Source organism: Mycobacterium sp. NGS34, from assembly GCF_059812845.1.
This window is the reverse complement of sequence record NZ_JCALDM010000019.1, coordinates 31,077-52,613: the sequence shown is the minus strand read 5'-3', so window position 1 is coordinate 52,613 and position 21,537 is coordinate 31,077. Positions and strand designations below refer to the sequence as shown.

General features: G+C 68.2%; 21 protein-coding genes. 14 read left to right on the top strand and 7 right to left on the bottom strand.

Annotation, left to right across the window (positions count from 1 at the left end; all coding sequences use genetic code 11):
* From AC5Y7V_RS28510 to AC5Y7V_RS28490, 5 genes are all read left to right on the top strand, one after another.
* Entirely contained in the window at positions 1 to 864 is an 864-nt protein-coding gene (locus AC5Y7V_RS28510; RefSeq protein ID WP_499883384.1) for a TatD family hydrolase, read from the top strand.
* Between the two features lie 162 nt (positions 865 to 1,026).
* A complete protein-coding gene (locus tag AC5Y7V_RS28505) occupies positions 1,027 to 2,154 on the top strand; it encodes a resuscitation-promoting factor (RefSeq protein WP_499883383.1) in 1,128 nt (375 codons plus the stop codon).
* On the top strand, positions 2,118 to 3,035 hold the full coding sequence (rsmA, locus tag AC5Y7V_RS28500; protein ID WP_499883382.1) for a 16S rRNA (adenine(1518)-N(6)/adenine(1519)-N(6))-dimethyltransferase RsmA: 918 nt from the start codon (positions 2,118 to 2,120) through the stop codon (positions 3,033 to 3,035). Before AC5Y7V_RS28505 ends, rsmA begins: the two co-directional genes overlap by 37 nt.
* Before the next feature lie 47 nt (positions 3,036 to 3,082).
* Positions 3,083 to 4,033 (top strand): 4-(cytidine 5'-diphospho)-2-C-methyl-D-erythritol kinase, encoded by a 951-nt coding sequence (locus AC5Y7V_RS28495; RefSeq protein WP_499883381.1) that lies wholly within the window; start codon positions 3,083 to 3,085, stop codon positions 4,031 to 4,033.
* Positions 4,034 to 4,289: 256 nt separating this feature from the next.
* On the top strand, positions 4,290 to 5,924 hold the full coding sequence (locus tag AC5Y7V_RS28490; RefSeq protein WP_499883380.1) for a fatty acyl-AMP ligase: 1,635 nt from the start codon (positions 4,290 to 4,292) through the stop codon (positions 5,922 to 5,924).
* 98 nt (positions 5,925 to 6,022) lie between these two features.
* Here the strand turns inward: AC5Y7V_RS28490 and AC5Y7V_RS28485 are convergent, their stop codons facing one another.
* Positions 6,023 to 6,622: a TetR/AcrR family transcriptional regulator gene (locus tag AC5Y7V_RS28485; protein WP_499883379.1), complete on the bottom strand. Its 600-nt coding sequence runs from the start codon at positions 6,620 to 6,622 to the stop codon at positions 6,023 to 6,025.
* 142 nt (positions 6,623 to 6,764) lie between these two features.
* On the opposite strand from AC5Y7V_RS28485, the gene AC5Y7V_RS28480 reads away from it, so the two are divergent.
* From AC5Y7V_RS28480 to AC5Y7V_RS28440, 9 genes are all read left to right on the top strand, one after another.
* Positions 6,765 to 8,330 carry a phytoene desaturase family protein gene (locus AC5Y7V_RS28480; protein ID WP_499883378.1) on the top strand — a complete coding sequence of 522 codons (1,566 nt, stop codon included), beginning with the start codon at positions 6,765 to 6,767 and terminating at the stop codon, positions 8,328 to 8,330.
* Positions 8,327 to 8,656: a ferredoxin gene (fdxA, locus tag AC5Y7V_RS28475; RefSeq protein ID WP_499883377.1), complete on the top strand. Its 330-nt coding sequence runs from the start codon at positions 8,327 to 8,329 to the stop codon at positions 8,654 to 8,656. Before AC5Y7V_RS28480 ends, fdxA begins: the two co-directional genes overlap by 4 nt.
* Positions 8,653 to 9,564, top strand: coding sequence for an SDR family NAD(P)-dependent oxidoreductase (locus AC5Y7V_RS28470; RefSeq protein ID WP_499883376.1), 912 nt, complete (start codon positions 8,653 to 8,655; stop codon positions 9,562 to 9,564). Before fdxA ends, AC5Y7V_RS28470 begins: the two co-directional genes overlap by 4 nt.
* A 219-nt stretch (positions 9,565 to 9,783) precedes the next feature.
* A complete protein-coding gene (locus AC5Y7V_RS28465; RefSeq protein WP_499883375.1) occupies positions 9,784 to 10,977 on the top strand; it encodes an MCE family protein in 1,194 nt (397 codons plus the stop codon).
* The gene (locus AC5Y7V_RS28460) at positions 10,974 to 12,008 is read left to right on the top strand and encodes an MCE family protein (RefSeq protein ID WP_499883374.1); all 1,035 of its coding nucleotides are present in this window, start codon (positions 10,974 to 10,976) and stop codon (positions 12,006 to 12,008) included. Before AC5Y7V_RS28465 ends, AC5Y7V_RS28460 begins: the two co-directional genes overlap by 4 nt.
* Positions 12,001 to 13,083, top strand: a complete 1,083-nt coding sequence (locus tag AC5Y7V_RS28455) for an MCE family protein (protein ID WP_499883373.1) — start codon at positions 12,001 to 12,003, stop codon at positions 13,081 to 13,083. Before AC5Y7V_RS28460 ends, AC5Y7V_RS28455 begins: the two co-directional genes overlap by 8 nt.
* Positions 13,083 to 14,486 (top strand): MCE family protein, encoded by a 1,404-nt coding sequence (locus AC5Y7V_RS28450; RefSeq protein WP_499883372.1) that lies wholly within the window; start codon positions 13,083 to 13,085, stop codon positions 14,484 to 14,486. The genes AC5Y7V_RS28455 and AC5Y7V_RS28450 overlap by 1 nt, the downstream gene beginning before the upstream one ends.
* Positions 14,487 to 14,500: 14 nt before the next feature.
* Entirely contained in the window at positions 14,501 to 15,685 is a 1,185-nt protein-coding gene (locus AC5Y7V_RS28445; protein WP_499883426.1) for an MCE family protein, read from the top strand.
* The gene (locus tag AC5Y7V_RS28440) at positions 15,685 to 17,202 is read left to right on the top strand and encodes an MCE family protein (RefSeq protein WP_499883371.1); all 1,518 of its coding nucleotides are present in this window, start codon (positions 15,685 to 15,687) and stop codon (positions 17,200 to 17,202) included. Before AC5Y7V_RS28445 ends, AC5Y7V_RS28440 begins: the two co-directional genes overlap by 1 nt.
* A 12-nt stretch (positions 17,203 to 17,214) precedes the next feature.
* Here AC5Y7V_RS28440 and pth read toward each other — a convergent pair whose 3' ends face one another.
* The 6 genes from pth to AC5Y7V_RS28410 form a co-directional block, all read right to left on the bottom strand.
* Positions 17,215 to 17,790, bottom strand: coding sequence for an aminoacyl-tRNA hydrolase (pth, locus tag AC5Y7V_RS28435; RefSeq protein ID WP_499883370.1), 576 nt, complete (start codon positions 17,788 to 17,790; stop codon positions 17,215 to 17,217).
* 11 nt (positions 17,791 to 17,801) lie between these two features.
* On the bottom strand, positions 17,802 to 18,464 hold the full coding sequence (locus tag AC5Y7V_RS28430; protein WP_499883369.1) for a 50S ribosomal protein L25/general stress protein Ctc: 663 nt from the start codon (positions 18,462 to 18,464) through the stop codon (positions 17,802 to 17,804).
* Positions 18,465 to 18,603: 139 nt separating this feature from the next.
* Positions 18,604 to 19,473 carry an oxidoreductase gene (locus AC5Y7V_RS28425; RefSeq protein ID WP_499883368.1) on the bottom strand — a complete coding sequence of 290 codons (870 nt, stop codon included), beginning with the start codon at positions 19,471 to 19,473 and terminating at the stop codon, positions 18,604 to 18,606.
* Between the two features lie 34 nt (positions 19,474 to 19,507).
* Complete coding sequence (locus AC5Y7V_RS28420; protein ID WP_499883425.1) at positions 19,508 to 20,119, bottom strand: LpqN/LpqT family lipoprotein; 612 nt, start codon at positions 20,117 to 20,119, stop codon at positions 19,508 to 19,510.
* Positions 20,120 to 20,154: 35 nt separating this feature from the next.
* On the bottom strand, positions 20,155 to 20,499 hold the full coding sequence (gene arsC / locus AC5Y7V_RS28415; protein WP_499883367.1) for an arsenate reductase (glutaredoxin): 345 nt from the start codon (positions 20,497 to 20,499) through the stop codon (positions 20,155 to 20,157).
* Positions 20,500 to 21,480, bottom strand: a complete 981-nt coding sequence (locus AC5Y7V_RS28410; protein ID WP_067877489.1) for a ribose-phosphate diphosphokinase — start codon at positions 21,478 to 21,480, stop codon at positions 20,500 to 20,502.
* Positions 21,481 to 21,537 lie beyond the last annotated feature (57 nt).

The window sequence follows — 21,537 nt, the reverse complement described above, 5'->3', positions numbered from 1 at the left end:
GTGGCGGTGAGCTCCAACCGCTCCGGTAAACGAGAAGCGCCTCCCGCGCCCGAGCCGCTGGCGCCCCTGATCGACGCCCACACCCACCTCGACGCGTGCGGAGCCGGCCCGGATATGGGGGCCGACGGTGTGCGGGCCATCGTCGACCGCGCCGCAGCGGTCGGCGTGGGAGCGGTGGTCACCATCGCCGACGACCTCGACTCGGCGCGCTGGGTGATCCGGGCCGCCGAATGGGATCCGCGCGTCTACGCCGCCGTGGCGCTGCACCCGACGCGTGCGAACGCGCTGGACGACGCCGCCCGAGCGGAGATCGAGCGGCTCGCCGCCCACCCGCGGGTGGTCGCGGTGGGGGAGACCGGGTTGGACCTGTACTGGCCCGGCCGCCTGGATGGCTGCGCGGAGCCGTCCGCGCAGCGGGAGGCCTTCGCCTGGCACATCGACCTGGCCAAGCGGTGCGGGAAACCGCTGATGATCCACAACCGGGAGGCCGACGCCGAGGTGCTCGACGTGCTGGCCGCCGAGGGCGCGCCCGACGCCGTGATCTTTCACTGCTTCTCGTCGGACAGCGCGATGGCCCGCCGCTGTGTCGACGGCGGCTGGTTGCTGAGCCTTTCCGGTACGGTCAGCTTCCGCAACGCGCGCGCCTTGCGGGAGGCCGTCCCGCTGATCCCCCCGGAGCAGCTTCTGGTGGAAACCGACGCGCCTTTTCTGACCCCGCACCCCTACCGGGGCGCAGCGAACGAGCCGTACTGCCTTCCTTATACTGTGCGGGCGATCGCTGAACTGCTGGATCGTCGCCCCGAGGATGTGGCGCACGTCACGACCAGCAATGCCCGGCGGGTCTACGGACTGGCTGCGGAATAGCTGCGGCGGACAGGTGAATTCGTTAACTCTGTCCCGTTGGAGTTGCCCAACATTGGCCGGTTCGTTACCGTCTTGTGATCGAACGGTGGGGCCTTTGGGCCCTTTTAGTCATTTTCCTGCTGAGTGGTTCGTGAGTTGTTGCTGAGGTCGGAGTAACGCGCGTTGACTGTATTGACAAAACTTCATCACAATTCATCGCCGATGTTGCGGCTCGTCGTCGCGGGCCTGCTGCTGGTTCTGGGATTCGCCGGTGGGCTGGCGGTTTCCGCGTCCAAGACGGTGACGTTGACCGTTGACGGAATCGCGATGCGGGTCTCGACCATGAAGTCGCGGGTGATCGACATCGTCCAGGAGAACGGCTTCCGGGTCGACGAGCGCGACGACCTTTACCCGGCCGCCGACGTCGAGGTTCGCGACGCCGCCAAGATCGTGTTGCGGCGCAGCCGGCCGCTGCAGATCTCGTTGGACGGCCACGACCCCAAGCAGGTGTGGACGACCGCTTCGACGGTCGACGAGGCGCTCGCCCAACTCGCGATGACCGACACCGCCCCGGCCGCCGCCTCCCGCGGCAGCCGCGTGCCGCTGGCCGGCATGACGCTGCCAGTCGTGAGCCCCAAGACGGTCCAGATCAACGACGGCGGCGCGGTGCGCACCGTCCACCTCGCCGCGGCCAACGTCGCGGGGCTATTGAACGCCGCCGGCGCTCCGCTGCTGGAGAGCGACCAGGTGGCACCCGGCGCGGCCGCCCCCATCGTCGACGGCATGCAGATCCAGGTCACCCGCAACCGGATCCAGCGGGTCACCGAGCGGGTGCCGCTGCAGCCGCCCGCGCGCCGGATCGAGGACCCGGACATGAACGTCAGCCGCCAGGTCGTCGAAGACGCCGGCAGCCCGGGCACGCAGGACGTGACGTTCGCGGTGGCCACCGTCAACGGCGTCGAGACCGGCAGGCTGCCCGTCGCCAACTCGGTGATCACGCCCGCGCGTGAGGCCGTGGTGCGCGTGGGCACCAAGCCCGGCACCGACGTTCCCCCGGTGAGCAACGGGTCCGTCTGGGACGCCATCGCGGGCTGCGAGGCCGGCGGCAACTGGGCGATCAACACCGGAAACGGGTACTACGGCGGCGTGCAGTTCGACCAGGGAACCTGGGAGCGCAACGGCGGGCTGCGCTTCGCCGCCCGCGCCGACCTCGCCACCCGTGAGGAGCAGATCGCCATCGCCGAGGTGACCCGGCAGCGCCAGGGCTGGGGCGCGTGGCCCGTGTGCAGCGGAAGAGCTGGTGCAAGCTGACCATCCGGCTCCTCGGGCGCACCGAGATCAGGCGGCTGGCCAAAGAACTGGAATTTCGGCCACGAAAGGCTTTGGGGCAGAACTTCGTCCACGACGCCAACACTGTGCGACGGGTGGTCGCGACCTCCGGTATCGGCCGGTCCGACCACGTCCTGGAGGTCGGACCCGGGCTCGGTTCGCTCACGCTGGCGCTGCTTGACCGCGGCGCCACCGTCACCGCCGTCGAAATCGACCCGGTGTTGGCCGGCCGGCTGCCGCAGACCATCGCCGAACATTCGCACAGCGAGATACAGCGCCTGTCGGTGCTGAACCGCGACGTGCTGACCCTGCGCCGCGACGAGGTCCCCGGGGAGCCCCCGACTGCCGTCGTCGCCAACCTGCCCTACAACGTCGCGGTTCCGGCGCTGTTGCACCTGCTCGCCGAATTCCCGTCCATCCGGGTCGTCACGGTGATGGTGCAGGCCGAGGTCGCCGAGCGGCTCGCCGCCGAGCCGGGCGGCAAGGACTACGGCGTGCCCAGCGTGAAGGTCCGATTCTTCGGGCGGGTGCGCCGCTGCGGCATGGTGTCGCCGACCGTCTTCTGGCCGATCCCCCGAGTCTATTCGGGGCTGGTGCGCATCGACCGGCACGCGACCTCGCCGTGGCCGACCGACGACGCCTTCCGGCGGCGGGTGTTCGAACTCGTGGACATCGCTTTCGCCCAGCGGCGCAAGACGTCCCGCAACGCGTTCGCCGAGTGGGCCGGCTCGGGCAACGAGTCGGCGAATCGGCTGCTGGCCGCCAGCATCGATCCGGCCCGCCGCGGGGAGACGCTGTCCGTCGACGACTTCGTGCGGCTGTTGCGGCGCTCGACCGTTTCGGGCCACGCCTCGGCGAGCTGACCGCGATAGTCTGCTGCGGTGGTCGACAATGTCTGACGGCAACACCGATGTCTGACGGCAACACCGCCGCGCAGTGGGTGCCCACCGGATCGGTCACCGTACGGGTGCCCGGAAAGGTCAACCTCTACCTGGCGGTGGGGGACCGCCGCAAGGACGGCTACCACGAACTGACGACGGTGTTCCAGGCCGTCTCGCTGCTCGACGAGGTGACGGTCCGCAACGCCGACGTGCTGTCGCTCGAGCTCGTCGGGGAGGGCGCCGACAAGCTGCCCACCGACGAGCGCAACCTGGCCTGGCAGGCGGCCGAGCTGATGGCAGAACACGTCGGCCGGGCGCCGGACGTCTCGATCATGATCGACAAATCCATTCCGGTGGCGGGCGGCATGGCGGGCGGCAGCGCCGACGCCGCGGCGGTGCTGGTCGCGATCAACTCACTGTGGGAACTCAACGTGCCGCGCCGCGACCTGCGCATGCTCGCCGCGCGGCTCGGCAGCGACGTGCCCTTCGCGTTGCACGGCGGCACCGCGCTGGGAACAGGTCGTGGCGAGGAGCTGGCCACCGTGCTGTCGCGCAACAGCTTCCACTGGGTGCTGGCGTTCGCCGACGGCGAGCTGCTCACCCCGAAGGTTTACAAAGAGCTCGACCGGCTGCGCAAGGCCGGGGATCCGCCGCGACTCGCCGAACCCGGACCGGTGCTCGCCGCCCTGGCCGCGGGCGACCCGGAGCAGCTGGCGCCGCTGCTGGGCAACGAGATGCAAGCCGCGGCGGTGAGCATGAATCCCGCCCTGCGAAAGACGCTGCGCGCCGGCGTGGAGGCCGGCGCCCTGGCCGGCATCGTGTCCGGGTCCGGCCCGACCTGCGCTTTCCTGTGCACATCGGCGGCGTCGGCGGTGGATGTCGGTACCCAGCTGTCCGGAGCGGGCGTCTGTCGCACCGTTCGGGTCGCCAGCGGCCCGGTCCCCGGCGCCCGCGTCGTGCCAACCCCCACTGAAGTGTGAATTCGCGCTCAAGGCGCGTCACGGTTTGGCAGTTACTTAAGAGGAGCTTAAGATAGCTTCCGGTGACGAGCAGCGGTAAGCAAGACCACTCGATTCCTTGGCCCACCGGAATTGCCGGTGGGTTCGTTGGCTCATCACCGGTTCGAGACCTAACCGCTGCGCAACTGTGCTCGCGCGGCTGCTTCAAAGTGGCACCCAACAGGCGGAACATGAGATTCCGGGCCTTGGGGCAACTGCCGGAACCGAGGAGGTTTTTGTGAGCAGGTTTACCGACAAGATGTTCCGCAATGCTCGCACCGCGACGACGGGCATGGTCACCGGTGAACCCCACGAACCCGTCCGGCACACCTGGGGCGAGGTCCACGAGCGCGCTCGTTGCATCGCGGGCGGCCTGGCCGCCGCGGGCATCGGCCTGGGCGACGCGGTCGGTGTGCTCGCCGGCTACCCGGTGGAGATCGCCCCGACGGCGCAGGGGCTGTGGATGCGCGGCGCCAGCCTGACCATGCTGCACCAGCCGACCCCGCGCACCGACCTGGCCGTGTGGGCCGAGGACACCATGACCGTCATCGGCATGATCGAGGCCAAGGCCGTCATCGTGTCCGAGCCCTTCCTGGTGGCCATCCCCGTGCTCGAGGAGAAGGGCATCAAGGTCCTCACCGTCGCCGACCTGCTGGCATCGGAGCCGATCGACCCGGTCGAGGTCGGCGAGGACGACCTGGCGCTCATGCAGCTGACCAGCGGCTCGACCGGATCCCCCAAGGCCGTGCAGATCACCCACCGCAACATTCACTCCAACGCGGAGGCGATGTTCATCGGCGCCGAGTACGACGTCGACAAGGACGTCATGGTCAGCTGGCTGCCCTGCTTCCACGACATGGGCATGGTCGGCTTCCTGACCATCCCGATGTACTTCGGCGCGGAGCTGGTCAAGGTCACGCCGATGGACTTCCTGCGCGACACCCTGCTGTGGGCCAAGCTCATCGACAAGTACAAGGGCACCATGACCGCGGCGCCCAACTTCGCCTACGCGCTGCTGGCCAAGCGACTGCGCCGCAACGCCAAGCCCGGCGACTTCGACCTGTCGACCCTGCGCTTCGCGCTGTCCGGCGCCGAGCCCGTCGAACCGGCCGACGTCGAGGACCTGCTCGACGCGGGCAAGCCGTTCGGCCTGCGGCCCTCGGCGATCCTGCCGGCCTACGGCATGGCCGAGACGACGCTGGCCGTGTCGTTCTCCGAGTGCAACGCCGGGCTCGTCGTCGACGAGGTCGACGCCGACCTGCTGGCCGCGCTGCGCCGCGCCGTCCCGGCCACCAAGGGCAACACCCGCAGGCTGGCCACGCTGGGTCCGCTGCTGAAGGACCTCGAGGCCCGCATCATCGACGAGAACGGCAACGTGATGGCCGCGCGGGGCGTCGGGGTCATCGAGCTGCGCGGCGAGTCGCTGACGCCCGGCTACCTCACCATGGGCGGCTTCATCCCGGCCCAGGACGAGCACGGCTGGTACGACACGGGCGACCTCGGCTACCTGACCGAGGAGGGCCACGTCGTGGTGTGCGGCCGCGTCAAGGACGTCATCATCATGGCGGGCCGCAACATCTACCCGACCGACATCGAGCGGGCCGCCGGCCGCGTCGAAGGCGTCCGGCCCGGCTGCGCCGTCGCGGTGCGCCTCGACGCCGGCCACTCGCGCGAGACGTTCGCCGTGGCGGTCGAGTCCAACGCCTGGCAGGACCCGGTCGAGGTGCGCCGCATCGAACACCAGGTCGCCCACGAGGTGGTGGCCGAGGTCGACGTGCGGCCGCGCAACGTCGTGGTGCTGGGCCCCGGCACCATCCCGAAGACGCCGTCGGGCAAGCTGCGGCGCTCCACGTCGGTCAGCCTGGTCAGCTAGCTTTCGTTCGGCCGCGCCCGTCGCGGCGAGCGTGCGCAAATTGCCATCGATTGCGTCGTGTCGCCGTACAGACACGCTCCCTCGCCATCGGCGAGGCGTCAGGTCAGTGGCGCAAGCCCCGAGCGCACCAGGTCCAGACAGGTGGCGGAGATGGCCGCCAAGTCGTCGACACAGCCGTTGCGCCCCCACGTCTCCACCCCGATGACCATGGCCGCGGCCAGCGTGGAGCCCGCGACGTTGGCGACCAGCTCGATGTTCTCCACGTCGGGGTAGCGGTGTTTGACGAAGTCGGTGATGACGGCGGCGAACGACGACTGGACCACTCGCAGGTGGCCGGCGATCTGTTCGCCGGTGATCAGTTCGGCGCGGGCCAGCGCCGCCTGCCGGACCAGCTCCATGTCGTGCGGATAGCTGGCCATGCTGGCCAGCACCGCCTCGAACACCGACTCCGAGCGCGGGCGCGTCGCGAGCGCGTCGGCCAGCCACTCCACCTGCGTGTCGTAGTCCTGGAACAGCACGGCTTCCTTGGTGGGAAAGTGCCGGAAAAATGTGCGCTCCGTGACGCCGGCTTCCTGCGCGAGCTGCTGCACGGTGACGTTCCCGAAGCCCTCGCTGGCGAACCGCTTCAGGGCGACCTGCCGCAGCGCCTCATGGGTTCGGCTGTGGCGCAGCTTGTGCAGATTGGTCCGCTCGCTCATACCTGGCATCCCATCACGTCGGGTTGATCTTGTCAGGGCCGACACCTTCCAATTGAGTCAGTACTGACATATATTAGGTTCCGCCCGCCACGGCCGTGGGGCCGGCTCGCCTCGAAGGCTTTTCGGAGAAGGAGAATCAGCGATGACAGATTATGACGCGATCGTGGTCGGCGCCGGCCATAACGGGTTGACCGCGGCGGCGGTCCTGCAGCGCGGCGGCCTGCGCACCCTGTGCCTGGAGGCCAACACCTACAGCGGCGGCATGGCGGCCACGGTGGAGCTGATCGACGGATTCCGTTACGAGATCGCGGGTTCGGTGCAGTTTCCCACCGCGCCTGCGATCACCAAGGAGCTGGGACTCGACACGCTGCCCACCGTCGACGCCGAAGTCCAGTCGGTCAACCTCGGCGACAACGGCGAAGAGCCCATGATCTTCTACCGCGACCCGATGCAGCTGATGACCCACCTCGCCGAGAAGCTCGGGACCGAAGCCGTCACGGGAATGGCCGAGATGATCGGCTGGAGCCAGGGGCCGGCGAAAGCGCTGGGCCGCTTCGAGGTGCGCACGCCGCCCAAGACGCTCGATGAGATGTACGCCTGTGCCGCAAACGAAGCCGAACGCAGAGCCATCCACGAAGTGCTGTTCGGCTCGGCGATGGATGCCATCGACCGCTTCCTGCCCGACAAGGACAAGCACGCGGTGCTGCGCGGCATGCTCGCCTTCCTCGCCATCAACTCCACTTACCGCGGGCCCTACACCCCGGGCAGCGCAACATGTTTGGCGTTCGCGCTCGCCGTCCCGAACGAAGGCGCGGCGATGATGACCAAGCTCGCGGGGGGGATCGGGGCGCTCGGCCAGCACCTGCACGATTTGTTCGTCTCCCACGGCGGCGAGATCCGGTACCGCGCCAAGGTCGAGAAGATCCTCGTCGACAACGACCGCGTGACCGGCGTGCGACTGAAGGACGGCTCCGAGATCAGCGCGCCGATCGTCGTGTCCAACGTGTCGCCCGACCTGACGATGATGGATCTGGTCGGCGGCGAGCACCTGCCCGCCGACCTGGTCAGCCGCCTCAGCGGCCGCGACCACCGCGCGCCGTTCGTCCAGATCCACTTCGCCCTCGACGGCCTGCCGGAATTCGCCCCGCCCTACGACTTCCTCAACGAACCCGGCATGCAATCGTCCATCGGCATCTTCGGTTCACCCGAAGAACAGCAACGCCAATGGGAGGAGTGCAAGCGGGGCATCATTCCCGACAACCCGTCGATGGGCATGCAGATCCCGTCGGTGCACGATCCGAGCATGGCGCCCCCGGGGAAGCACGCGGCGAGCGCCTTCGCCTACGCGTTCCCGGTGGAGACACCCCGCGAACTCCACGGCCAGCTCAAGAACGTGATGGCGGAGAAGGTCATCGACAAGATCACCCGCCTGGCACCCAACTTCCGCGACATCCAGATTCGGCACATCACGTTTGCCCCGTACCACATGCAGACCATGTTCGCGGCTCCCGCCGGCGACTTCTGCCACGGCATGCTGCATCCGGACCTGATGGGGCCCAACCGACCCGGGCCCAAGGGCTTCCTCGACATGCCGATTCCGATCGAGGGGCTGTACCTGGGCGGCGCGGGATGCCATGGCGGCCCGGGCATTACGTTCACCCCCGGCTACAACGCCGGGCACCAGGCGCTCGAGGACCTCTCGCGATGACCTACGTGATCGCCGAACCCTGCGTCGATCTCAAGGACAAGGCCTGCATCGAGGAATGCCCGGTCGACTGCATCTACGAGGGCGCCCGGATGCTCTACATCCAGCCCGACGAGTGCGTCGACTGCGGCGCCTGCGAGCCGGTCTGCCCGGTCGAGGCCATCTACTACGAGGACGACCTGCCCGACGGGTGGAGCGCCTACACGCAGCTCAACGCCGACTTCTTCGAGCGGCTGGGCTCGCCGGGCGGCGCGGCCAAAGTCGGTGTCTGCGAGCATGATCCGGCGGCGGTCAAACAGCTCGAGCCCGCTGGAGGGCAGGGCCGGTGACGCGAACCCTCGACGGCGCGGTGGCCCTCGTCACCGGCGCCAGCCAGGGCATCGGCCAAGGCATCGCGATCGAGCTCGGCGCGCAGGGCGCCACCGTCTGGCTCACCGCCCGCAACGCCGCCGGCCTCGAGCACACGGCGGATCAGATTCGCGGGCTCGGCGGCGCCGCGGTGGCCCGGCCCTGCGATCACGCCGACGACGACCAGGTGGTGGCCGTGTTCGACGAGTTGCGGGGCGAGGCGGGCCGGCTCGACATCGTGGTCAACGTCGCCTCGCCCGACTTCACATCCATGGTGGCGCAGCCGTTTTGGACGCTGCCGTTCCAGGCGATCACCGATAGCCTCAACGTCGGGCCCCGCGCGAACTTCGTGACCTCGGCGCTCGCCGCGCCGATGATGATCGAGCAGCGCGGGGGACTGATCGTGAACATCTCCTCCCACGGCTGCGAGAACTACCTCCTTTCCACGCCCTATGGGGCGGCCAAGGCGGCCATCGAGAAGATCACCCACGACACCGCGCTCGAACTGCGCGAGCACAACGTCGCCGTGATCGGGTTGTGGCCCGGGCTGGTGCTCACCGAGCGCATCGCGGCCTTCGCGACCGAGGGTCCGTCGGGTTCGCGGCAGCTGTTCGGGCTCGACCTCGACATCTGCGAGTCCCCGCGGTTCCCGGGGCGCGCCGTCGTCGCGCTGTTCACCGATCCCGACCGGATGGCCCGCACCGGCCGCTCGTTCTTCGCCTCGCGGCTGGCTCGCGAGTACGGCTTCACCGACGTCGACGGGCACGTCCCTCCCGAGGTGCGGCTGCTGGTGGACTACCTGGGCGACGGCAACGTGCCGGCCTACTGGCAGATGGTGGAGCGGTTCGGCCGCGGGTTCGCCGAACCCGCACCGGCAGAACCGGTCTGACGGCTTGGCGTGCGTGCGCGCGTCGAATCTCGGCCGAACGGAACCGGCAAAATTAGTCAGTACTGACGGCTTCCAATTACGTCAGCACTGACATATTCTGGCCTCACCCCGGGGTGTTAAGGGAGCCGCCCTGGAGCGCTGCGGACAAGGAGCTCGAGCCATGACTGAGCCAAGGAGGTTGGCGCACAACGTCTCCGGTCGGATGGCCAGCCCATTCTGATGCCGGAGCTTGTCGTTCGTCCGCTGATGGGCCTGGTGACCTTCGCCGCGATCGCCGGCGTCGTCGCCCTCACCGCGTTCTCGTTCCGCGGGGACTTCGACGACAGCGTGCCGGTCACCGTGCTGGCACCGCGCGCCGGGTTGGTGATGAACCCGGACGCGAAGGTGAAATTGCGCGAGGTGCCGGTCGGAACCGTTGCCTCGATAGAGGAGCGGCCGGACGGCCAGGCGGCGCTTCACCTGGCGATCGATCCGTCCAAGTTGCGCCTGATCCCGGCCAATGTGCTCGTTGACATCGCCTCGACGACGGTGTTCGGCGCCAAGTTCGTGCAGCTGATTCCCCCCGCCGAACCGTCACGGGAGAAGCTGCACGCCGGCCAGGTCCTCGACGCCAAAAGCGTGACGGTCGAGATCAATACGGTATTCGAAGAACTCACTTCGGTGCTGTCGAAGATCGAGCCGGAGAAGCTCAACGAGACGTTGGGGGCGCTCGCCTCGGCGGTCAACGGCCGCGGTCACCAGATCGGTCAGATGCTCGCGGATCTGGATTCGTTTTTGGCCAAGCTGGATCCCGGCCTGACCAACCTGACCCACGACATCGCCGCCTCGCGGAAGGCGTTCGGCGCGTACGCGGATGGCGCGCATGACCTCGTCGAGGTTGTCGACAACACGACACGGATCAGTCAGACGGTCGTCGACGAGCAGGCGAACCTCGACGCGTTTCTGATCAGCGCGATCGGCCTTGCGGACGTCGGAAACGACGTGGTGGGCGGCAACCGCAGCGCGCTGACCGACGTCGCCCACCTGCTGGCGCCGACCACCGACATCGCCAACGAGTACCACGACGCGCTGAATTGCGCGCTGGCCGGTCTCGTGCCAATTTCGAGGAACCCGCCGCCCGGCGATCCGGGTGTCGTGGTGTCGGTCAGCTTCACGCTCGGGATCGAACGCTATCGCTACCCGGGTCACCTGCCCAAGGTCGCGGCGACGGGCGGCCCGCACTGCGCGGACCAACACCTGCCGGCGGTGCCCTACGAAACCGCTCCGCCGTTCCTGGTTACCGACGTGGGCGCGAATCCGACGCAGTACGGAAACCAGGGCATCCTGCTCAACTCCGACGGGCTGAAGCAGTTGCTATACGGACCGATTGACGGGCCGCCGCGCAACTCCGCTCAGGTCGGACAGCCCGGGTGAGCGGCTCGACGGGCACGACGGTGCTCAAGTTCGGGGTCTTCGCCGTCGTGATGACGACGCTGACCGCGTTTCTCTTCTTCATATTCGGGCAGTACCGCACCAGCGCGACCAACGCCTATTCCGCGATCTTCACCGACGTGTCACGCCTCAAGCCCGGCGACTCGGTGCGCGCGGCCGGCATCCGGGTCGGCACGGTCAACAGCGTCGAACTTCGCACGGACACAACCGTCTTGGTGAAGTTCGACGCCGACCGGGAGGTCGCGATCACGACCGGCACGAAGGCGGCGGTTCGCTACCTCAACCTGGTCGGGGATCGATACCTCGAACTGGTCGACGGCGCCGGATCGACCCGGCGGCTGCCGGCGGGGGCGCAGATCCCGATCGATCGCACGGCTCCCGCGCTCGACCTCGATCTGCTCCTGGGCGGCCTGAAACCCGTTATCCAGGGCCTCAACCCGCAAGACGTGAACGCGCTCACGTCGTCGCTGGTGCGCGTGTTTCAGGGCGAGGGCGACACCCTGGACTCCGTCTTCTCGAAGACCTCGTCGTTCTCGAATGCGTTGGCCGACAACAACCGAACGGTCCAGCAACTGATCGACAACATGCACGCGGTCCTTGGGACGCTCGTCAAGGACGGGGACAAGTTCTCCAGCGCCATCGACCGGCTCGAGCGGTTGACCACCGGCCTTTCCCAGGACCGGGACCCGATCGGGGCCGCGATCGAATCGCTGGACACCGGAACGGCGTCCATCGCCGACCTGCTGAGGAGGGCGCGGCCGCCGCTGGCCGGCACCGTGGAGCAGCTCAGCCGCCTGGCGCCACTGCTCGACGAGGGCAAAGACCAACTCGACGTGGCGCTGCAGAAGGCGCCGGGGAACTACCGCAAGCTGGTCCGCCTTGGCGCGTACGGCAGCTTCATCCAGTTCTACATCTGCGGGATGACGGTCAGGGTCACCGACCTGCAGGGGCGGACCGCGGTGTTCCCATGGCTGCGGCAGACCGGCGGGAGGTGCGCGGAACCGGATGCGTAAATACCGCGGCGCTCACCTGATTCGGGCCGGGTTCATCGGAATCGTGCTCGTGCTGCTCGTCATCGCCGTCGGCCTGCAACCGCAGCAGCTGTTGTCGATGGCGACCGACGTGCGCTACCGGGCGTTGTTCACCGAATCGGGCGGGCTCGAGGTCGGCGACGACGTGACGGCGTCCGGCATCAAGGTCGGCGCGGTGTCGGGCATCACGCTGAGCGACGGGGATGCGTTGGTCACGTTCAGGGTCGACGGAAAGATCCGGCTCGGCTCGTACAGCACCGCCCACATCCGCACCGGCTCGCTACTGGGCCGGCGGGTGCTCACCCTCGACTCGGCGGGCGCCGGCACGCTGCGTCCGTCCGACGTCATCCCGGTCTCGCGCACCTCGGCGCCGTATTCCCTGACGGAATCGGTCAGCGGCCTCACCACCGACCTCGCGGGAACCGACACCGCATCGCTGAACCAATCGCTCGAAACGCTGTCGGCGTCGATCGACCGCGTCGCACCGCAATTGGGGCCGATGTTCGATGGCCTGACCCGGCTGTCGCAGTCGCTGAACGGGCGCAATCAGACGCTCGGCGAGGTGCTGAAGGACACCGGCAGCCTGACCGGCATCCTGTCCGAACGCAGCCAGCAGGTGAACCGGTTGATCCTCAACACCAACGACCTGCTCGACGTGCTGGCGCGGCGGCGCCAGGCGATCGTGGACCTGCTGGCCAACGTGTCGGCCATGGCCAAGCAGCTGTCCGGCCTGGTGCACGACAACGAAAAGACCCTGGCGCCGATGCTGCGGAAGCTCAACGGGGTGACCGCCATCCTGGAGAAGAACCGCGACAACATCGCCAAAGCCCTTCCGGGCCTGGCCAAGTACGAGGTCACCCAGGGGGAGGCGGTGTCCAGCGGGTTCTACTACCAATCGTTCACCCCGAATGTGATGCCGCCGCAGTTCATCCAGCCGTTCCTGGACTACTACTTCGGCTTCCGCAGGGGCAACATCCCCGGGCAGCCGCCGGACAACGCCGGCCCGCGCGCGGAATTCCCGTTCCCGCGCAACGGGATCCCGGAGGTGCCGCACTGATGTCGCGGAACAAGCTGGCAGTGGGCCTGGCGGCGGTGCTGGCCGTGCTCGGCGTGGCCGGCGCGGCTTTCGTTGTCTACCAGTCATTCTGGCGCCCGAAGACGATCACCGCCTACTTCACCACCGCGACGGCGATCTACCCCGGCGATCAGGTGCGGGTCTCCGGGGTCAAGGTCGGCAAGATCACGTCGATCCGCCCGGAGGGCGACTTGGTCCGGGTCACCCTGCATGTCGATCGCGACGTGCGCGTCCCCGACGACGCCAAGGCGGTGATCGTCGCCCAGAACCTGGTGTCCGCGCGCTACGTCCAGCTCGCGCCCGCGTACCACGGCGGCGGGCCGACGATGCGCGACGGCGCGGTGATTCCCGTCGGGCGCACCGCAGTGCCGGTCGAGTGGGACGAGGTGAAGGCCCAACTGACGCGCCTTGCAACGGATCTGGGGCCCAGCAGTCAGGTGTCGACGCCGTCGGTCGCGCGGTTCATCGACAGCGCCGCCAACGCGCTGGACGGCAACGGCGAAAAACTGCGCCAGACGTTGGCGGAGCTGTCCGGGGTGGGCAGGATCTTGGCCAACGGCAGCGGCAACATCGTCGACATCATCAACAACCTGCAGGTGTTCGTGACGGCCCTGCGCGACAGCAACCAGCAGGTCGTCTCGTTCGAGAATCGGCTTGCCACGCTCACCAGCGTGCTCGACGACGGCAGGTCCGACCTGGATGCGGCCCTGACCGACCTGTCGAGCGTGGTCGGCGAGGTGCAACGCTTCGTCTCCGGGAGCCGTGACCAGCTTTCCGAGCAGGTCCAGCGGTTGGCCGACGTCACCAAGAACCTCGTCGACCACCGCACCGACCTGGAGAACCTCCTACACGTGGCCCCGAACGCGTTCGCCAACTTCTACAACGCGTACAACCCCGACACCGGCGACACCATCGGATCCATTGTGATCAACAATTTCTCGAACCCGCTGCAATTCATCTGCGCTCAGATCGGGGCGCTGGAAAACGCCACCGCACCGGAGACGGGAAAGCTGTGCGCCCAATATCTGGGCCCCGCGCTGCGATCGATGAGCTTCAACTACCTGCCGATCCCGACCAGCATGTTCCTGATGAAGTCGGCCAGCCCCGACAACGTCATCTATTCCGAACCACGCCTGGCGCCCGGTGGCGAGGGCCCGAAGCCCACACTGCCGTTGCTGCCGCCCGCGGTGTCCGCTTACGGTGGGCTGCCCGGTGACACCCCGCCGGCGGCGCCACCGCCGCCGCCGCTGGCGCGCATTCCTGGCGCGGCGCAACCCGAGCCGCCGCCCACCACGGCCACCGGCACCGAGCCGCAAGAGATTCCGGCACGTGAACCGGCGAACGTGCAGGACATGCTGCTCCCGACGGGCGGGGCGCAGCCGTGAGCCGATCTTCGACGGTGCGCCGGGCGCTCGCCATCGGCGGCTTCCTGGTGCTCACCCCGACCGGATGCGCGTTCCAGGGATTGAACTCGCTTCCGCTGCCGGGCACGGTGGGGCGAGGGGCCGGCGCCGCCACTTACCATGTCGAGTTGGCGAATGTCAGCACGCTAGAGGCGAATTCACCGGTGATGCTCAACGACGTCGTCGTCGGCAGCGTCGACCACATGACCTTCCACAACTGGCACGCCGACGTCGCGATCTCGGTGAAGCCTTCCGTCGTGGTGCCCGCCAACGCGGTGGCCCGGGTCGGGCAGACCAGCCTGCTGGGCTCCATGCATCTCGAGCTGAGCCCCCCGGTGGGCCAGGCGCCGAGCGGCCGGTTGCAACCCGGAGCCACCATCCCGCTGAACCGGTCGTCGACCTATCCGTCGACGGAGCAGACCCTTTCGTCGCTGTCGGTGGTGATCAATGCCGGGGGTCTGGGCCAGATCGGTGACATCATCCACAACTTCAGCGCCGCCATGTCCGGGCACGAGGACCAGATCCGCGATCTGCTGACCCGATTCGACGATTTCGTCGGCGCGCTGGATGCCCAGCGCGACGATCTCATTGGGCTCATCGGAGACCTGAACCGCCTCACCGACACGCTCGCCGGGCAGCGCGACGTGATCACCCAAGCGCTGCAGAAGATTCCGCCTGCCCTCGACGTGCTGATCCGCGAGCGGCCGCGTCTCACGACGGCGCTGGAGAAGTTGCGGGTCTTCAGCGACACCGCCACCCGGCTCGTCGACGACACGCGAGACGACTTGGTGCGCGACCTGAAGAATCTGGAACCGACGATCAAGGCGCTCGCCGATATCGGTCCCGACCTGGATAGCGCGCTGGTCTGGGCGACGACGTTCCCCTACGGCCAGAATCTGATCGACCGGGGTGTCAGAGGCGACTACATGAACATGTTCTTGATCGCCGACCTCACTCTTCCCCGGCTCAAGCGGACGTTGCTGCTCGGCACCCGGTGGGGTCAGGTCGGCGCGAAACTTGTTCCCGCACCCGGGGAACCGGAATATCTGAATTTCACCTACGATCCGCCCGGCGTCGCTGCCCCGCCGCCGAGCGCCCCGGCGGCGCCGACCGCTCCGCCGCCCGCCGGTGGGGTTCCGCAGCCCACCGACTTCCCGCCGAAAGACCAGGCGGGCGGCTGATGCTCACGCGCCTGGTCAAGATCCAGCTGACGATCTTCACGATCGTCTCGATCGTCGGCGTCCTGTCGATGGCCCTGGTCTACGTACAGGCGCCGACCCTGCTGGGCATCGACCACATCACCGTGCGGATGGAATTGCCTTCCGGCGGAGGGATATACCGGTTCGCCAACGTGACCTACCGGGGCGTTGAGGTGGGCAAGGTGACCGCCGTCGATCTCGAGCCCGACCGCGTGTGGGCGACGCTGTCGCTCGACCGTTCGCCGCGGATCCCCGCCGATCTGCAAGCGGAGGTGCGCAGCATCTCGGCGATCGGGGAGCAGTATGTGGACCTGCGCCCGCGCCACAACGCGGGACCCTACCTCGAAGACGGCTCGGTGATTCCCGTCGGGCGCACCACGATTCCGCAAGCGGTCGGGCCGATGCTGGACAGGGTCAGCGCGCTGATCAACAGCATCCCCAAGGGCAAGATGAGCGCGCTGCTCGACGAGTCGTTCAAGGGGCTCAACGGGGCCGGCTTCGATCTCGGTTCCCTGCTCGACTCCTCAGCCCGGGTAAGTCGAGACGCCAACGCCGTCGCCGAACGGACCCGCACGCTGGTGGATGACGCTGTGCCGCTGCTGGATTCGCAGGCCGAAACCACGGACTCCATCCGGACCTGGGCGCACAGCCTGGCCGGTGTGACGCACACGCTGGCGGCCGACGATGGACAGCTGCGCGCGCTGCTCGAAACCGGCCCGGGCGCCGTCAATGAGGTTTCTCGCCTGCTCGACCAGATCAAACCGACGCTGCCGATCCTGCTGGCGAACCTGACCACGGTGGGCCAGATCCTGGTGACGTACAACCCGTCACTCGAGCAGCTGTTGGTGTTGTTGCCGCCGGTGATCGCGTCGTTGCAGGCCTCCGGGTTGTCGAAGAACAACCCGACGGGGATGGCGATGGGCGAGTTCGCGATCAGCGTCGCTGACCCGCCGCCGTGCACCGTCGGGTTCCTGCCGCCCTCGTCGTGGCGTTCCCCCGCCGACACCACGACGGTCGACACGCCGGACGGGCTGTACTGCAAACTCCCTCAGGATTCCCCGATTTCGGTCCGCGGGGCGCGCAACTACCCGTGCATGGGTAAGCCCGGGAAACGTGCGCCCACCGTGCAGATCTGTGACAGCGACAAACCGTACGAACCGCTGGCCATGCGCCAGCACGTGCTCGGTGCCTATCCGCTCGATCCGAACCTGGTGGCGCAGGGCATTCCGCCCGATGATCGCGCCACGTCCGGCGACCACACCTTCGGTCCGGTGGATGGGACGCCGCTGCCGCCGGGCGCTTCGCCGTCCGGAACGCCCCCGCAAGCGGCGCCGAGCTCGTTGACCACCGGCGGCCCCGAGGCCACCCCGCCGGTGGCGGTCGCGCGATACGACCCGCGCACCGGCAAGTACATGGCTCCGGACGGCCAACTGTTCCAACAGTCCGACCTGGTCGTCACCGCGGCGCCGAAGTCGTGGAAGGACATGCTGACGAGGTAGGGCGCGAAGCGCTCACCAAGCGTGGACGCGGTTCTGCGCGGGCTCGAGCCCGAGTTCGATGAGCGCCTCGGTGGCGTCCGCGGCCTGCTCGCAAATGGTGGGCACCTCGGCGCGTTCGGCCGCGGTGAAGTTCTCCAGCACGAACGCCGCCGGGTCCTTGCGTCCGGGCGGACGCCCGATCCCGATGCGCACCCGCTGAAACTCCTTGGTGCCCAACGCCGCAACCACGGAGCGCAGCCCGTTGTGGCCGCCCTCGCCGCCGCCGATCTTGAGCCGGATGCGGCCGAACTCCAGGTCGAGGTCGTCGTGGATGACGATCATGTCGGCCGGGGCGACCGAGTAGAACTTCGCCAGCGGCCCCACCTGGCGGCCGGACTCGTTCATGAAGCAGCGCGGCTTGGCCACCAACACCGGGTGCCCGGCCAACCGGCCGCTGACAACTTCGGCGCCGGAACGCTTGTGCGCCTTGAACTTCGAACCCAGCCGCGCGGCGAGCAGGTCGGCGACCATGAACCCGAGGTTGTGCCGGGTGCGCGCGTAGTTGTCTCCCGGGTTGCCCAGGCCGACCACCAGTAGCGGTTCGGCCACGTCGGGACCGCCTACTCGGACTCGTCGGCGGAGGCCTCGGCCTCGCCGCCCTCTTCGGCCGCGGGAGCGGCCGCCTCGCCCTCGGCAGCCTCGCCGGCGCCCTCTTCCTCGAGGTCGGCGGCCGTCGGCGCGTTCACCACATTGACCACCAGCATGTCGGGGTCGGAAACCAGCGTGACGCCGCTGGGCAACGCGATCTGGCCCGCGGTGAACTGGGTGCCGGGCGGGGCGTCCTCGACCGACACGGTCAACTGCTCCGGAATCGACATGGCCTCGGCCTCGATCTCGATCGTGTTGGTCTCCTGGGTGACCAGCGTGTCGGGTCCGGCCTCGCCCTCGACGACGACGTTGACCTCGACGTGGACCTTCTCGCCGCGACGCACGATCACCAGGTCCGCGTGCTGAATGGTGCGGCGGATCGGGTGGATGTCGAGTGCCTTGGTCAGCGCCAGCTGTTCCTTGCCCGCGATGTCGAGGGTCAGCACCGCGTTGGTGCCCGAGTGCCGCAGCACCGCCGCGTAATCATGCCCGGGCAGTTCCAGGTGCTGGGGGGCGGCGCCGTGACCGTAGAGGACGGCGGGAATCTTGCCGTCGCGGCGGGCCCGGCGGGACGCGCCCTTGCCGGTCTCGGCTCGCACCTCGACCTTGAGTTGGTTGACTGTGGCCTTGGCCATCGTGTCGCTCCTCTGTGCTCAATACCTGGTTCGGGAGCACGGCGGGGGTCGCGACATTGAAGTCGGTCTCCGTCGATAACGGTGCTGGCCAGCCAGCCACCCTCGCCGTGACGCCCGGTCAGGGTAGCGCATCGGCACCTCAGAGCGGAAATTTGGTGCCCGTGAGCTGCTCGGACAGCTCCCACAGCCGGGTGGCCGCGGCCGCGTCCCGCGCCCGACGGCTCCGGCCGACCGGCTGGGTCCGGCCGATCCAGCTGAATCGCGGGCCGATGAACGTGTCGCCCGGCACGTCCTGCGACGCCGCGTACAGGGTTTGCCGGGCGCCGAAGTCGGCGTCGGTGGCCACCACCCGGGTGGCGGCCGACATCAGCGCGTCGCCGACCTTGCGGCCCGACGCGCCCTGCAGGTTGGTGTGCGAGTAGCCGGGATGGGCCGCCACCGCCCGCAGCGGCGAACCGGCCGCCTCGAGGCGGCGCTGCAGCTCGCTGGTGAACAGCAGGTTGGCCAGCTTCGACTGGCTGTAGGCCAGCCACGCGGAGTAGCGGCGGTTCTTCCAGTTCAGGTCCTCGAAGTCGATGCGCCCCGGCCAGTGCGCCATCGAAGACACCGTGACGACCCGGTCGGTCAGCTTGGGCAGCAGCAGGTTGGTCAGAGCGAAGTGACCGAGGTGGTTGGTGCCGATCTGGCTCTCGAATCCGTCGGCGGTCAGCGCGTAGGGGGGCGCCATGATGCCGGCGTTGTTGATCAGCACGTCGGCCCCCTCCACGCCGTCGGCGAACCGGCGCACCGACGACAGGTCCTGCAGGTCGAGGGGACGCACCTCGACCTGGCCGGACATCTGCTTCGCGGCGGACTCGCCCTTGCCCGTGTTGCGGACGGCCATGACGATCTTGGCGCCCTTACCGGCCAGCTCGCGGGCCGTCACCGCGCCCAGCCCGCTATTGGCGCCGGTGATGATCACGGTGCGGCCGGCAAACGACGGCAGATCTGCGGCGGTCCAGTTCGTCATGGGTGATGAGCTTAGTGAAGGGACGCGGTGCGAATTACTTGGCGGCGACGACGAACCCGTGGATGATCCCCTCGATGTCGGTCGCCTCGGCGGCCGCCTGGTTAGCCAGGGTGGTGATGGTCAACTGGACCAGGTAGCGCTGGTGCGCGGGCGGCGACCCGGTGGCGATGACGATCCGGTTCCAGCTGTGCAGCCGTTGGCCGTCGACGTCGTAGCTGCCCTGGATCATCGACGAGGGGAAGCCGTTGTAGTTGTCCGTGGAGGCGTCCAGTTGCTTGAAGTTCTCGAACAGCTGGGCGTCGTCGTTGCCGTGCTTGACGACCTGCGCCGGGTCGAAGTCCCCGTGCAATTTGAAGACCACCAGCCGCGCGGTCGGGTACTTGCCGCCGGGCGAGATCATCAGGGTCTCCTTGGCGATGTTCGGGTTGTTCGCCTGCGACCAGCCCGTTGGCGTCGGTATCGACACGTTCAGGTCGGGCAACGATCCCGGCGCCACCTGCTGGCCGGTGACGCCGATGTTCTGCAGGTACTGCGACAACGGGACGGGCTTCTCCGTCGGCGTGGCAGTGGCGCTGCTCGTCGAACTCCTCGTCAGGATCGACTGGTAGTCAGGGGCTTTCGGAGGCGAGCACGCCGCCACCGGCATGCTCAGCGCGACCAGCACAACCGCGGCGGTACGTCTCACAGAATCTCGCGCACGGCGTCGATCGGCCGCGCCAGCCGGGTGCCCTTCGGCGTGACGACGAAAGGCCGTTCGATCAGGATCGGGTGTTCGGCCATGGCGTCGAGCAACTCGTCGTCGGTCGCGTCGGCGAGATCGAGCTCGGCATAGAGCGGTTCACGCTTGCGCACCGCGGTGCGCACCTCGATGCCGGCGTCGCGGATCATGCGCGCCAGCTCCGCACGCGACGGCGGCGTCTTCAGGTACTGCACGACGGTGGGATCAATCCCGTTGTCCCGCAAAAGGTCCAGGGTCTTGCGGGAGGTGCTGCACTTAGGGTTGTGGTAGATGACGGTATCGGCCATCTAGGCGTCCCCGTCGAAAAGTCCCGTGACGGAGCCGTTTTCGAAAACGGCGCGGATGGTGCTGGCCAACAACGGCGCAATGGACAGGACCGTGAGCTGCGGAAAACGCTTCTCCTCGCCGATCGGGAGGGTGTTGGTGACGATGACCTCCCGCGCGCCGCACGCCGCCAGCCGCTCGGCGGCCGGGTCGGAGAGCACGCCGTGGGTCGCCGCGATCACCACGTCGCTGGCGCCGTCTTCGCGCAACAGGTTCACCGCGCCGGCGATGGTGCCCCCGGTGTCGATCATGTCGTCGATCAGGACGCAGGTGCGGCCCTCGACCTCGCCGACGACGCGGTTGGAGACCACCTGGTTGGGCACCCGCGGGTCGCGGGTCTTGTGGATGAAGGCCAGCGGGACCCCGCCCAGCGCGTCGGCCCATTTCTCGGCGATGCGCACCCGGCCGGAGTCGGGGGAGACGACCACCATGTTGCCGTCCGGGTAGTTGTCCTTGATGTAGCCGGTCAGCAGGTTCTGTCCGCGCATGTGGTCGACGGGCCCGTCGAAGAAGCCCTGGATCTGGTCGGTGTGCAGGTCGACGGTCACGATCCGGTCGGCGCCGGCGGTCTTGAGCAGGTCGGCGACCAGGCGCGCCGAGATCGGCTCGCGGCCGCGGTGCTTCTTGTCCTGCCGCGCGTAGGGGTAGAACGGCATGACCGCGGTGATCCGCTTGGCGCTGCCCCGTTTGAGGGCGTCGATCATGATCAGCTGTTCCATCAGCCAGTTGTTGACCGGCGCGGGGTTGGATTGCAGGACGAAGGCGTCGCAGCCGCGCACCGACTCGTGGAACCGAACGAAGATCTCGCCGTTGGCGAATTCGCGGGCCGTCTGCGCGGTGACGTGGACGTCGAGCTCCTTGGCGACCTGTTCGGCCAGCTCGGGATGCGCGCGGCCCGAGAAAAGCATCAGATTTTTTCGATTATCGGTCCAATCGTGGCTCAACGCACTGCCCTGCCTCGGGATCGAAATGGAAGCCCCATCGTACGTAGCGAATCGTAC